This is a genomic window from Blastococcus sp. SYSU D00868 (genome assembly GCF_054050575.1).
Window position 1 is genome coordinate 25,691 of record NZ_JBJGZO010000029.1, and the last position, 12,882, is coordinate 38,572.

Here is a 12,882-nt window from a genome sequence, read left to right on the forward strand (position 1 = left end):
GAGCGTAGGAGGCCCGGTCAGCGGCCCGCCGCCGGCCGCCGGCGCAGCCGCCAGGCCAGCGCCGTCAGGCCGGCGTAGGCCACCCCCAGGACGAGCAGGCCCACGCCGGGCAGCGTCCACTCCAGCTCGGGGGCGTCGGCGTCCCGGATGCCGGCGAGCCCGGCCGCCAGGACGACGGCGGTGATCGCCAGCAGCCCGCCGACCGCCGCCAGCCGCGGCCGCAGCGACGGCGCCAGGACCGAGCAGAGCAGGATCGCGCCGGCCAGCAGCAGCCCGCCGAGCAGCGCCCAGCCGGGGCGCCCGTACAGCGCCTCGGGGCCCTGCTGCTCGACGACGACCTGCTCGAGCGTCCGCGGGTTGGTGACGACCAGCTCCGGCAGCCCGACGGCGGGCTGCGCCAGGCAGATGACCGTGCCCGCGCCGAGGAGGACCGCCAGGCCGGCCAGCATGGGGCGGGCGGGGTCGAGGCCGCCGTCGTCCTCCATCACCGTGCGCCCCCAGGCCGCCGCGGCGCAGACCCCGGCGAGCACCAGGCAGGCGAGCGAGACCAGTCCCAGCCACCAGCCGGCGCCCCGTTCCACCGAGCTGGTCAGCAGCCACTCGCCCGCGACCACCTCGCGGCCGGCGCGCGCGGTCGACTCGCGGCCGTTGTGGACCTCGATGAGGAGGGCGCCCAGCGCCAGGGCGCCGCCGACGCCGGCGTAGGCCAGGCCGAGCTTCGGCAGCCGCCCGGCGGCGAGCCCGGCGCCGACGGCCAGCGAGGTCAGCGGGACGACGAGGCCGGCGAGCACCCCGGCGAGGCCGGCCGCCAGGGAGGTCTCCTCCCCGTCGACGACCAGGTACGTCGGGAACAGCGCGGCGACGCCGAGCAGCCCGGCGAGCACCAGCAGGGCGCCGGCCGCGCGGGCGAGGGCCGGCGTCTCGCCGACCACCAGCGCGTAGCCCCCGGCCGGCGCGGCGGCGCCGCGGCCGGGACGAGCCGGGCGGGGGCGGCCCGGCGCGCCGGGGGTCGCCCGGCCGCGTCCGGGGGTCGACGACGAGCGGGGCGGGGCCGGCCGGGCGCCGGTCGCCCGCCGGGCCGAGGCTCGGGCCTGGCCGGCCGGGCGTTCGCGGGCGGACACGCTGCCCCTTTCGTCGCTGATGGTCACGAACCGGCCTCGATGGGCCCGGCCCCGGTGTCGCATGTGTGACGTGCAACACGCGGCGGTATTACCGTCTGGTGAACGGAGCACATGAGTGCTCAGCCCGCTGACGGTGCCGGTCCCGGCCCCGGGGACGGGCCCGAACGGCGAGGAGTGCCATGCGCCCGTCCACCGACCCGGGGTCGGATCCAGCGTCGCACACCGCGGCGCCGGTCCCCGGTGCGCCACGGGGTGTCCTGCGCGCTCTGGCCCGGCCCGCCACGCTGACCGGCGGCATCACGGAACTGGCGCTCGTCGGCGCCCACGTGCTCATGTACCCGCTCGGCACGCGGACCGAGGCGCTGCGGCCCGACCCGAGCCGCCGGCCCGCTGCGGCGCCGCCCGCCGTCCGGGCGCTGTTCGCCGCCGACCCGCTCGCCGCGCGCGTCCCCGTGCTGCTGGTCCACGGGCTGGTGGACAACCGGTCGATCTTCACGGCGATGCGCCGCGGCCTGCGCCGCCGCGGCTTCGCCTCCGTCTGCACCTGGAACTACAGCCCGATGCTCACCGACGCCGCCCGCGGCGCCGCCGACCTGGGCCGCGAGATCGAGCGGATCTGCGCGCAGACCGGGCACGACCGGATCCACGTCGTCGGGCACAGCCTCGGCGGGCTCATCGCCCGCTACCACCTGCAGCGGCAGGACGGCGCGGCCCGGATGCGCAGCCTGGTGACCATCGGCACGCCGCACCAGGGCACGGTCCTCGCCCACCTGCTCCCGACGCCGCTGGTCCGCCAGCTGCGCCCCGGCTCGCCGCTGCTGCGGGAGCTCGAGGAGCCGGCGCCGGGTGTCGACACCCCGGTGACCGCCGTCTACAGCGACCTCGACCAGCTCGTGATCCCGACCAGCGCCGCGCGCTGCGAGCACCCCGACCTCGCGGCCCGCAACGTGCTGGTCCGCGGGGTGGGGCACATGTCGCTGCCCTTCTCCCGCGCCGTGGTCGACGAGGTCGCGGCGACGCTCGCCGGGCTGCGCGGGGGCGCCACCGGCGCGGTCGCCTCCGCCGCGGTCGCCTGAGCGACCCTCCCTCGGCCCCGCGGCCGACCGTCGGCGTCGTCACGGTCGGCGACAAAGCGACACGCAGGGTCGCTTGCCGGGCTTCGAGCTGACGGACGGTTACGGTCCGATCACGGCGTCGGGAGGACTCCCGGCGGGCGTCGCAGGACCGGACGCCTCCGCCGCCGTCGCTCCCCCGACGGGTGCCCCCGGGCACCGCGGCGAGGGGGCCCCACGGAGAGGTGCAACGTGGCTCGCTCAGCTGGTCCCACGCTCCTGGAGCGGTCGGAGGCCTCGGGCGAGCTGACCGCGGCCGCCGGGCTCCCCGGTCGCTTCGGCCGCACCGCCGCTCCCGCGGCGGCCCCGGCGGCGGACGACGCGGCGCAGGGCTCGGAGCAGGACGCTCCCGGCGACGGCGAGACGGCCGGCGCGGCCACCGCGGAGCCCCCTGCGGAGCCCAGCGCCGACACCGCCGCGGCCCCCGCTCACCCCCGGCGGCAGCTCCCCCGGCCCCCCGGCCGCCGCGGGCGCTTCTGGCTGGCCGCGCTGATCGCCGGGGCGCTGGCCGCCGCCACCCCCGGGCTCCTGGGCGACGGGGCCGCCGTCCCGGTGACCGCCAGCGCCGCCGACTACGGCCTCGGCGGCGCCGACATGGGCCTGTCCGGCGACATGGAGGACGTCAGCGTCCGCCAGGGCATCAGCGAGGCCGAGGCCCAGGCCCGCCTCGGGGAGCTGGCCGCCTCCCGCGCCGCCCGTACGCCCACCACCGCCAACCCGGTGCCCGGTGCCCGCATGACCACCTGCTTCTGCATGCGCTGGGGCGCCATGCACTGGGGCCTCGACCTGGCCGCGCCGCTCGGCACCCCCATCTACGCGACCACGGACGGCGTCGTCCTCCGGGCCGGCCGCGCCTCCGGGTACGGCAACGCCATCTACATCCAGGACGCCGACGGCGACGTCCACGTCTACGGCCACATGCGCTACTACGACGTCTCGGCCGGCGACATCGTGCACGCCGGCGACGAGATCGCCCAGGTCGGCAGCGAGGGCCAGTCCACCGGCCCGCACCTGCACTACGAGGTCCACCGCGGCGGCATGGACGGCCGGCGGATCGACCCCGAGGAGTACCTCGCCGAGCGCGGCGTGGCTGTGTAACCGCGGTCCTCCGGACCGCACCGCGGCCAGGGGCCGTACCCCCGCTGCGTTGAGCCCTTCCCAACCGCTGCTCGGGGACCCCTCCAGGGCCCCCTCGTCGGTCAGAGTTTGACGAGGGGGGCGTAGCGCAGGACGAGGCGCTTGGTGCCGCCGCTGCCGAAGTCGACCGTCGCCTGGGCCTTGTCGCCCACGCCGTTGACCTCGACGACCGTGCCCAGCCCGAACGCGTCGTGGCTGACCCGGTCGCCGACCTCGACCGAGACGACCGCCCGGTTGCCGACACCGCCGCGCAGCCCGCCGGTGGACAGCCCGGTCGCGGCGACCCGCGTCTGCGCCGAGGAGTAGCCGCGGCTGTAGCCGGTGCTCGGCGCCGGGGTCGGCGTCAGGTTCGCCCAGTGCACGGTGTCGGCCGGCAGCTCGTCGAGGAACCGGGACGGCGGGTTGTAGGCCGGCTGCCCCCAGCTGGTGCGCACCGTCGCCCGGGAGAGGAACAGCCGCTGCTGGGCGCGGGTGATGCCCACGTAGGCCAGCCGCCGCTCCTCCTCCAGCTCCCGCGGGTCGCCCAGCGCCCGCAGGTGCGGGAAGACGCCGTCCTCCAGTCCGGTGAGGAAGACGACCGGGAACTCCAGCCCCTTCGCGGTGTGCAGCGTCATGAGCGTGACCACGCCGGCCTCGTCACCGGCGACCGGGATCTGGTCGGCGTCGGCCACCAGCGACACCTGCTCGAGGAAGTCGGTGACCGTGCCCTCCGGGTGGGCCGCCTCGAACTCGGCGGCCACGGAGATGAGCTCGTTGAGGTTGTCGACGCGCCCCTCGTCCTGCGGGTCGGTGCTCGCCGACAGCTCGGTCAGGTAGCCGGTGCGGTCGAGGATGCTCTCCAGCAGCGCCGCCGGCCCCGAGCCGGTCTCCACCAGCTGCTCGAACTCCTCCAGCAGCGCCACGAACTCCTGGATCGCCTTGAGCGACCGCGGCGCGAGCGAGGGCACCTCCGAGCACAGCCGCAGCGCCGAGGCGAACGGGATCCGCTCGCGGTCGGCGTAGGCCTCGACGCAGGCCTCGGCGCGCTCGCCGATGCCGCGCTTGGGGGTGTTGATCACCCGGCGCAGGCTCACCACGTCGGCCGGGTTCGCGACCACCTTGAGGTAGGCCAGCGCGTCGCGGACCTCCTTGCGCTCGTAGAAGCGCACCCCGCCGACGACCTTGTAGGGCATGCCGACGCGGATGAACACCTCCTCGAAGACGCGGGAGGCGTTGTTGGTCCGGTAGAAGACCGCGATCTCCTTCGGCTGCGCCTTGCCCTCGTCGACCAGCGCGTCGATCTGCTCGGCCACCCAGGCGGCCTCGTCGTGCTCGTTCTCGGCGACGTAGCCCTCGATGAGCTCGCCGTCGCCGGCGTCGGTCCACAGGTTCTTCGGCCGGCGCGAGGCGTTCTTGGCGATCACCGTGTTGGCGGCCTTCAGGATCCGCTGCGTGGAGCGGTAGTTCTGCTCCAGCAGGATCGTCGTGGCCTGCGGGTAGTCGCGCTCGAACTCGTCGATGTTGCGGATCGTCGCGCCCCGGAAGGCGTAGATCGACTGGTCGGCGTCCCCGACGACGCACAGCTCGGCCGGCGGCACCGGCCCACCCTCGGGGCCGACCAGCTCGCGGACCAGCACGTACTGGGCGTGGTTGGTGTCCTGGTACTCGTCGACCATCACGTGCCGGAAGCGCCGGCGGTAGTGCTCGGCGACGTCCGGGAACGCCTGCAGCAGGTGCACCGTCGTCATGATCAGGTCGTCGAAGTCCAGCGCGTGCGCCTGGCGCAGCCGCTGCTGGTAGAGCGTGTACGCCTCGGCCAGCACCTTCTCCGGCGCCGTCTGCGGCGTGAACGCCTCCTCGTCGACGAGCTCGTTCTTCAGGTTCGAGACCTGCGCGGCCAGGCTGCGGCCGGGGTAGCGCTTCGCGTCCAGGTCCAGGTCGCGGGCGACCATCGACATCAGCCGCACCGAGTCGCCCTGGTCGTAGATCGTGAACGACGACTTCAGGCCCAGCTTGGCGGCCTCCGCCCGCAGGATGCGCACGCACATCGAGTGGAAGGTCGACACCCACATCGCCCGCGCGCGGGGCCCGACCAGCGAGGCCACCCGCTCCTTCATCTCGCCGGCGGCCTTGTTCGTGAAGGTGATCGCCAGCACCTCGCCCGGCTGCACCCCGCGGGCCCCCAGCAGGTAGGCGATGCGGTGGGTCAGCACCCGCGTCTTGCCCGAGCCGGCGCCGGCGACGATGAGCAGCGGCCCGCCCTCGTGGACGACGGCGTCGCGCTGCGGACCGTTGAGCCCGGCGAGCATGCGGTCCAGCTCCCGGCCCGTCTGTCCGCGGGTGTGCCGCTGGAGGGTGGCCGTACCGGGGAGGGCCTGCTGGACGCTGCTCATAGCCACACCACTGTAGTTCGGACGGGTGACACGCCCCGCGCGTCGTCGGCGGTCCCCAGGGCCGCTGGTCCGGCGGGCGAGAGGTGTGGCACACTCGCCGACGTGCTCGCCACGGTCAGCTTTTACTACGGCCACCGGGATCCGGTGTCCGTCACCGCTGGCTGAGCACACGCCGCAACAGACGCCCCGGGCCCGAGGAGCCCGGGGCGTTTCTCGTTCCCGGGGTCCGACGGCCGAGAGACCGAGCCGCAGGAGAACCCCGATGAGCACCACCACCAGCCCGGCCGCCCCCGCCGAGGTCGACGACCCGGCCGACCGCATCGGCTCGCTCCGCGAGCAGATCGACGCCTGCGACGCCGAGATCATCGAGCTCGTGCAGCGCCGCCTGGCCGTGTCCCGCGAGATCGGCGCGCTGCGCGCCGCCTCCGGCGGCACCCGCCTGTCGCTGTCGCGCGAGTCCCAGGTGCTGGCGCGGTTCCGCTCGGCCCTCGGGGACGACGGCGCGACGCTGGCGCTCATGCTGCTCCGCCAGGGCCGCGGCCGCCTCTGACCCGGCGCGGAGCGGGGATGTCACGTCCCCGCGGCCCGTCCCGTCTCCATGGGCACCACCCACCGGAGAGGACGACGACCATGGCCCGCATCCCGCTCGACCCGCCCCGCACCCTGCGCTACCGCGCGGTGGAGTGGTTCTCCCGCCGCACGTACGGCGCGGTGCTCGACCCCGCGGCCGCGATGGGGCACCACCCGCAGCTGCTGATGGACGACGTCCGCCACGAGCGGTCGCTGCAGGGGTGGCACCGGCTCGACCCCACGCTCAAGGCGCTCGCCGTGATGTCCTCGGCGGTCACCATCGGCTGCTCGTGGTGCGTGGACTTCGGCCACTGGATCAGCACGCAGGAGGGCGTCGACCCGGCGAAGCTGCGCGCCGTCCCGCACTGGCGGGACAGCGACGTCTTCACCGACCTCGAGCGGCGGGTGCTCGCCTATTCGGAGGCGATGAGCGCCACCCCGCCGGCGGTCACCGACGACATGGTCGCCGACCTGCGGCGGGAGCTGGACGACGCGGCGCTCGTCGAGCTCACGATGATGGTCGCCGTGGAGAACACCCGGTCGCGCTTCAACGCCGCGCTCGGGCTGACCAGCCAGGGCTTCCGGGACCGCTGCGAGGTGCCGGCGGCATGACCGACGCCGCCCCCGGCCTGCTCCCCGCCTTCGACGCGCACCGGCGGCTGCTGTTCACGGTCGCCTACCAGATGCTGGGCAGCGTCGCCGACGCCGAGGACGTCGTCCAGGACGCGTGGCTGCGCTGGTCGGCGGCCGACCGGAGCGACGTCGCCGACCCCCGCGCCTACCTGGTCCGGGTGACCAGCCGGCTGGCCCTGGACCGGCTCCGCTCGGCCCGCGCCCAGCGGGAGACCTACGTCGGGCCGTGGCTGCCCGAGCCGCTGCTCACCGGGACGACGCCGGCCGCGGCCGCGCCGCCGGGACCCGATCCCGCCGAGGCCGCCGAGCTCGGCGAGCAGGTGTCCCTGGCGCTGCTCGTCGTGCTGGAGACGCTCTCCCCCGTCGAGCGGGCGGTGTTCGTCCTCCGCGAGGTCTTCGGCCTGCCCTGGGCGGAGGTCGCGGGCGCGCTCGGCCGGTCCGAGGCCGCCGTCCGGCAGCTGGGGCACCGGGCCCGGGAGCACGTGCAGGCCCGCAGGCCGCGGTTCGACACCGACCGCGGGGAGGCGCGGGCGGTGACCGAGCGGTTCCTCGCCGCCGCGGTCAGCGGGGACGTCGAGGCGCTGATGGCGGCGATGTCGCCGGGCGTCGTCCTCGTCTCCGACGGCGGCGGGCGGGTCCGGGCGGCGCTGCGGCCGATCGTCGGGGCCGAGAAGGTCGCCCGCTTCCTGGGCGCCGTCGGGCCGCAGGGCGCCCACCTGCCGGGGCTGCGGGTGGAGCTGGTCGAGGTCAACGGCGCGCCGGCGGTGGCGGCCTGGACCGCCGAGGGGCCGTTCATGGCGCTGCAGGTGGTCCTCGCCGACGGGCTGGTCGACCAGGTGCTCTACATCGCCAACCCGGACAAGCTCGCCGGTCTGCGGTCCCCCGGGAGCGCCTCATAGGCTCGGCCGGGTGACCCCACCGCTGCCCCGCCGTCCCGCCGAGCACGTCGAGCGCGCGCTGTGCGTGCTCGCCCACCCCGACGACGTCGACTTCGGCAGCGCCGGGACGGTCGCGACCTGGACGGCGGCCGGCACCGAGGTCACCTACTGCATCGTCACCGACGGCGACGCGGGCGGCTTCGACGAGACCCCGCGCCACCTCATGGGGCCGATGCGGCAGGAGGAGCAGCGGGCCGCGGCCGCCGCCGTCGGCGTGACCGACGTCCGGTTCCTGGGCTACCCCGACGGCCGGCTGGAGCCGACGCTGGACCTGCGCCGCGACATCTCCCGGGTGATCCGGCAGGTGCGGCCGCAGCGGGTGCTCACCAGCTCCCCCGAGCGGTTCTACGAGCGGATCGGCGCCAGCCACCCCGACCACATGATCACCGGGGAGTCGACGCTGCGGGCGGTGTACCCCGACGCCCGCAACCCGTTCGCCTTCCCCGAGCTGCTCGCCGACGAGGGGCTGGAGGCGTGGACGGTGTCGGAGGTGTGGCTGGGCGCCAGCCCGCGCGCCGACCACGCCGTCGACGTGACCGACGTCGCCGAGCTGAAGTTCGCCGCGCTCAAGGCGCACGTGAGCCAGGTCGGCCACCGCGACGACGTCGTGCAGTTCGTCACCGGCTGGATGGCGCAGACCGCGCGCACGTTCGGCCTGCCCGAGGGCCGCCTCGCCGAGGCCTTCCACGTCGTCTTCACCGAGTAGCCCAGGCCCCAGCCACGCGACGGGAGCCGCCCTGCGAGTGGTCGTGCCCGAGTGGGGCCGGAGGGCTCCGCGAAGGGTGCGGCGGTCGGGCTCAGCGCGAGCCGGGGACGGCACCCGGCCGCGGTGCGGTCCGGGAGGACCGCGATGTCACAGCAGCCGGTTGGTCGCCGCCCACCTCGTGAGTTCGTTGCGGTTGGACAGCTGCAGCTTGCGCAGCACGTTGGAGGCGTGCGACTCCACCGTCTTCACCGAGATGAACAGCCGGGAGCCGATCTCGCGGTAGGTGTAGCCGCGGGCCAGCAGCTGCATCACCTCCCGCTCGCGGGCCGAGAGCAGGTCCAGGCCGGGGTCGGTGGCCGGGTCCTCCGACGGCGAGGCCGCGGCGGCCGCGCCGGTGGCCGCGAACGCGTCGAGCACGAAGCCGGCCAGGCGGGGGCTGAAGACGACGTCGCCGTCGGCCACCCGCTGCACCGCCGCCCGCAGGTCCGGGCCGGAGATCGTCTTGGTGACGTAGCCGCGGGCGCCGGCGCGGATGACGGCGATGACGTCCTCGGCGGCGTCGGAGACCGACAGCGCCAGGTACCGCACCCCCGGCAGCTCCGCCCGCAGCGCCTCGAGCACCGCGCGGCCCCCGCCGCCGGGCAGGTGCACGTCGAGGAGCACCACGTCGGGCACGGTGGCGCGGATCCCGGCGATCGCCGCGTCGGCGTCGGCGGCCTCGCCGACGACCGTCACGGAGTCGCCGAGCTCGGCGCGCACGCCGGCGCGGACCATCCCGTGGTCGTCGACGACGAACACGCGCGGCACGGCAGCCGCTGACGTCACGAGTCCTCCCTGGGCAGCAGCAGTTCCACCTCGGTCCCCTCCCCCGGCGCCGAGCGCACGGTCGCCGTCCCCCCGACCCGGGTCAGCCGGCCGGCCACCGAGTCCCGCAGCCCGCGGCGGTCGGCCGGCACGGTGGCGGGGTCGAAGCCCTTCCCGCGGTCCCGGACGAACACCGACACCTGCCGCGGGGTGACCTCGGTGTACAGGTCGGCCGACGGCGCACCGGAGTGCTTGGCGGCGTTGACCAGCGCCTCCCGGGTGGCGGCGCCCAGCGCGGCCAGGGCGTCGTCCACCGGCGCGTCGCCGACCACGACGGGGTCGACGGTCAGCGCGTGGTCGGCCTCCACCTCGGCGACCATCGCCGAGACCAGGCCGGCCCACGTGCCCTCCGACGCCTTCTCCGGCTCGTACAGCCAGGTGCGCAGCTCGCGTTCCTGGCTGCGGGCCAGGCGGGCGACGGCCTGCTGGTCGCCGGCGTGCCGCTGGATGAGCGCGAGGGTCTGCAGCACGGAGTCGTGCAGGTGCGCGGCGACCGCCGCGCGCTCCTCCGAGCGGATCCGGGCCGTGCGCTCGGCCTCCCGCGAGGTGAGCAGCCGGCGCCAGATCGGCGCGGTGGCCAGCACCACCCCGACGAGGATGACCAGCGTGGCGGCGAACCCGTTGCGCGCGTTGGCCAGCTGCCCGGTGGTGGCCAGCAGCAGCACCACGCCGAGGGCGGCGAGCGCCACGCCGCCGGCCAGCACCCAGCGGACGGCGGGCCGCTTGAGCGTGCGGTCGGTGTCCAGCTGCCGCCAGATGGTCGCCAGCCCGATGCCGACGAGCAGCAGCGGCACGGTGACGTCGCCGCTGCCCCAGCTGGCCAGGTTGGACACCACCGCCACACCGCCGATGCCCAGCAGCACCAGGGCGATGGTCTGCCGGCGGCTGGGCCGGTCGGCGACGGGCAGCGCCGGCACCTCGGCGTCGGAGATGGGCATGAACAGCCACAGCAGCCCGTAGACGACGACGCCGATGCCGGTGACCGCGAGCGCGACGAAGGCCACCCGCACGACCAGCGGGTCGGCGCGCAGGTGCGCGGCGGTGCCGGCGGCGACCCCGGCGAGCATCCGGCCCGAGCGCGGGCGCACGAGCGGCGGGCGCGGGGGCGGGGCAGGGCCCACCACCGCCGTCGCGCCCTCGGTCCTCTCCCCGTCGGAGGTCGAGCCGGCAACCTTCACGCCGTCGATCGTCGCACCGCGCCGCCGCCGCGGGCACCGGTGATCACCCCCGTGGGCGGGACCAGGGTCGGATGGGGGCCTTCCCTGATGTCCCGGCCGGTGCGCGGCGCGCAGGCTCTGTGCCATGACCGCAGTCCCGCCCCCCGCGCCGCCCTCGGTGGACCCGCCCGGCGCCGAGTGGCCACCGCCCCCGCCGTCCCCCGGCCCGCCGGACCGCCCGGCGCTGCACCGCAGCCGCACCGACAAGATGGCCGGCGGCGTCGCCGGCGGCCTGGCCGAGTACAGCGGCATCGACCCGCTGCTGTGGCGGGTCGGCTTCGTCGCGCTGACCCTCGCCGGCGGCACCGGCATCCTCGTCTACGCCCTGCTGTGGGTCGTCATGCCCGCCGGCCCCGCCCGGCCCGGCGACGCGCCCGCCGCCCCGGCCCGCCGCGCCGCCGCGCCGCAGCTGCCGCGCTCCCCCGTCGGCCGGCTCACCCTCGCCGGCGTCCTCATCGCGGTGGGGCTGCTGGTGCTGGTGGCCCGGCTGGCCGACTGGGACCCCGGCCCGCGCCCCTTCCTCGCGGTCGCGCTGCTGGTGGTCGGCCTGGGCCTGGTCGCCTCGGCGTTCGTGCCGGGCCGGACCTCGCGCGGCGGGCTGATCGCCCTCGGCGTCGTCCTCTCGCTGGCGATGGCGCTGGCCGCGTCGGTGCCGTGGACCAGCGGCGCCGGCGTCGGCGACCGCGACTTCCGGCCGTCCACCGTGGCGGAGGTGCGCGACGCCTACCGGCTCGGCGCCGGCGACATGACGGTCGACCTCAGCCGGATCGACGTCGACGACATCGACGAGCCGCTGCGGATCGAGATCGACCACGGGGTCGGCGACCTCGACGTGGTGCTGCCCCGCGAGGCCGACGTCCGGCTGGAGCTGGACACCGGGGTCGGCGAGACGCAGGTGTTCGACGGCGGCTCGTCCGACGGCGGGTACTTCCCCGGCACCGGGTCCAGCGCCCGCAGCGACGACGGCGAGGCCGAGTTCGTGCTGACCGTCGACCACGGGGTGGGCGACACGGAGGTGTCCCGTGCCTGACTACAGCGAGTTCCCGACCACCCCGACCGCGTGGCAGGAGCAGGCGCTGCGCGAGCTGACCGCCCCGGACCCGGCGCTGCCGTCCACCGGCGCGACCGCGGTCCCGCTGCCGGCCCGCCGCCGGCCGGACCTGACCGCGCTGGTCCCCGGCCTGGTCTTCGTGGTGATCGCGCTGACCGGCCTGACCGGGGCCGTCCTCCCGCTCGGGGTGTTCGACGACGGCGGCGTCCTGTGGGTCCTGCTCATCGGCGCCGGCCTGGCCCTGCTCGTCGGGGAGGTGCGCCGGGCGCGACGCCGGCGCTGAGGCGCGGCGGGGGGACCTCCGAGGGCCCGGGGAGCGACGGCTCCCCGGGCCCTCGCCCGTCGCGGCGGAACCCCCGGGACCCGCGGCGCGTCATCGGGACGTGCACCGGTCGGTGTCCCTGCTGCTGGCGGCCCTCGTGGTCGCCGGCTGCGCGCCGCGCGCCGCCTCCCCCGGGGATCCGGCGCCACCGGTGGACCTGCGCGGCGAGTGGGTGGTGACGGCGATGCGGGCGGACGGCGAGGACGTCGCGCTGCCGCCGGACGCCGAGGGCACGCTGGTGGCGAACGGGCGGCGGCTGGGCGGCACCTCGTTCTGCAACGGCTTCGGCGCCGACTACCGCCTCGCCGGCGACCGGCTCGAGGTGCGCGACCGGATCACCACGCTGATGGCCTGCCCCGGCGAGGTGGCGCGCGCCGAGGGTCTCTACGGGCGGGCGCTGGACGCCGGCGACCTGCGGGTGGCCCCCACCCCGGACGGCTTCACGCTCACCGGCGACGGCGTGGAGCTGCGCCTCGCCCCGCGGCCGCCCGTCGAGGCTGCCGACCTCACCGCCCGGCCCTGGCTGCTGACCGCCGTGGTGGCCGGGCCGACGGCGAGCTCGCCCACCGGGGAGCCCGCCGTCCTCGAGTTCGGCGCCGACGGCACCTTCCGCGCGTCGACCGGCTGCCGGCCGGTCACCGGCCGGTGGACGATCACCGGCGGGCGCCTCACCCCCACGGACGTGCGGGCCGAGCGCGAGTGCCCCGGCCCGCTGCACGACGAGGACGCCGCCGTGCTGGCCGTCCTGGGTCAGCCCTCCGGCGTGCGCATCGCCCGGGGCGTGCTGACGCTCACCGGCGCCGAGGGCCGCGGCCTGCAGTACGCGCCGGCCTGAGCCC

At 76.4% G+C, this 12,882-nt stretch carries 13 protein-coding genes; 9 read left to right on the plus strand and 4 right to left on the minus strand.

Going from position 1 to position 12,882, the window contains the following annotated elements; all coding sequences use genetic code 11:
- Positions 1 to 17 precede the first annotated feature (17 nt).
- Positions 18 to 1,121 carry a hypothetical protein gene (locus tag ACI79F_RS19615; RefSeq protein WP_456545869.1) on the minus strand — a complete coding sequence of 368 codons (1,104 nt, stop codon included), beginning with the start codon at positions 1,119 to 1,121 and terminating at the stop codon, positions 18 to 20.
- Positions 1,122 to 1,300: 179 nt separating this feature from the next.
- Here ACI79F_RS19615 and ACI79F_RS19620 point away from each other — a divergent pair, with 179 nt between their 5' ends.
- Together ACI79F_RS19620 and ACI79F_RS19625 are read left to right on the plus strand one after the other, a co-directional pair.
- Positions 1,301 to 2,197, plus strand: coding sequence for an alpha/beta fold hydrolase (locus tag ACI79F_RS19620; protein WP_456545870.1), 897 nt, complete (start codon positions 1,301 to 1,303; stop codon positions 2,195 to 2,197).
- A 228-nt stretch (positions 2,198 to 2,425) separates the two neighbouring features.
- Positions 2,426 to 3,331, plus strand: coding sequence for a M23 family metallopeptidase (locus ACI79F_RS19625; RefSeq protein ID WP_456545871.1), 906 nt, complete (start codon positions 2,426 to 2,428; stop codon positions 3,329 to 3,331).
- A 101-nt stretch (positions 3,332 to 3,432) separates the two neighbouring features.
- Here the strand turns inward: ACI79F_RS19625 and pcrA are convergent, their stop codons facing one another.
- On the minus strand, positions 3,433 to 5,742 hold the full coding sequence (gene pcrA, locus ACI79F_RS19630) for a DNA helicase PcrA (RefSeq protein WP_456545872.1): 2,310 nt from the start codon (positions 5,740 to 5,742) through the stop codon (positions 3,433 to 3,435).
- 262 nt (positions 5,743 to 6,004) lie between these two features.
- Here pcrA and ACI79F_RS19635 point away from each other — a divergent pair, with 262 nt between their 5' ends.
- The 4 genes from ACI79F_RS19635 to ACI79F_RS19650 all read left to right on the plus strand — a co-directional run bounded on the left by ACI79F_RS19635 (position 6,005) and on the right by ACI79F_RS19650 (position 8,589).
- Complete coding sequence (locus ACI79F_RS19635) at positions 6,005 to 6,292, plus strand: chorismate mutase (protein WP_456545873.1); 288 nt, start codon at positions 6,005 to 6,007, stop codon at positions 6,290 to 6,292.
- Between the two features lie 80 nt (positions 6,293 to 6,372).
- On the plus strand, positions 6,373 to 6,924 hold the full coding sequence (locus ACI79F_RS19640) for a carboxymuconolactone decarboxylase family protein (protein WP_456545874.1): 552 nt from the start codon (positions 6,373 to 6,375) through the stop codon (positions 6,922 to 6,924).
- Positions 6,921 to 7,844, plus strand: a complete 924-nt coding sequence (gene sigJ, locus ACI79F_RS19645; RefSeq protein WP_456545875.1) for an RNA polymerase sigma factor SigJ — start codon at positions 6,921 to 6,923, stop codon at positions 7,842 to 7,844. Before ACI79F_RS19640 ends, sigJ begins: the two co-directional genes overlap by 4 nt.
- Before the next feature lie 10 nt (positions 7,845 to 7,854).
- A complete protein-coding gene (locus ACI79F_RS19650; protein ID WP_456545876.1) occupies positions 7,855 to 8,589 on the plus strand; it encodes a PIG-L deacetylase family protein in 735 nt (244 codons plus the stop codon).
- Between the two features lie 147 nt (positions 8,590 to 8,736).
- Here ACI79F_RS19650 and ACI79F_RS19655 read toward each other — a convergent pair whose 3' ends face one another.
- Together ACI79F_RS19655 and ACI79F_RS19660 are read right to left on the minus strand one after the other, a co-directional pair.
- Positions 8,737 to 9,414, minus strand: coding sequence for a response regulator (locus ACI79F_RS19655; protein ID WP_456545877.1), 678 nt, complete (start codon positions 9,412 to 9,414; stop codon positions 8,737 to 8,739).
- Complete coding sequence (locus ACI79F_RS19660) at positions 9,411 to 10,631, minus strand: ATP-binding protein (RefSeq protein WP_456545878.1); 1,221 nt, start codon at positions 10,629 to 10,631, stop codon at positions 9,411 to 9,413. Before ACI79F_RS19660 ends, ACI79F_RS19655 begins: the two co-directional genes overlap by 4 nt.
- A 124-nt stretch (positions 10,632 to 10,755) precedes the next feature.
- On the opposite strand from ACI79F_RS19660, the gene ACI79F_RS19665 reads away from it, so the two are divergent.
- The 3 genes from ACI79F_RS19665 to ACI79F_RS19675 all read left to right on the plus strand — a co-directional run bounded on the left by ACI79F_RS19665 (position 10,756) and on the right by ACI79F_RS19675 (position 12,878).
- Positions 10,756 to 11,700 (plus strand): PspC domain-containing protein, encoded by a 945-nt coding sequence (locus ACI79F_RS19665; RefSeq protein ID WP_456545879.1) that lies wholly within the window; start codon positions 10,756 to 10,758, stop codon positions 11,698 to 11,700.
- Positions 11,693 to 12,004, plus strand: a complete 312-nt coding sequence (locus tag ACI79F_RS19670; RefSeq protein WP_456545880.1) for a hypothetical protein — start codon at positions 11,693 to 11,695, stop codon at positions 12,002 to 12,004. Before ACI79F_RS19665 ends, ACI79F_RS19670 begins: the two co-directional genes overlap by 8 nt.
- Positions 12,005 to 12,104: 100 nt before the next feature.
- A complete protein-coding gene (locus tag ACI79F_RS19675; protein WP_456545881.1) occupies positions 12,105 to 12,878 on the plus strand; it encodes an META domain-containing protein in 774 nt (257 codons plus the stop codon).
- Positions 12,879 to 12,882 lie beyond the last annotated feature (4 nt).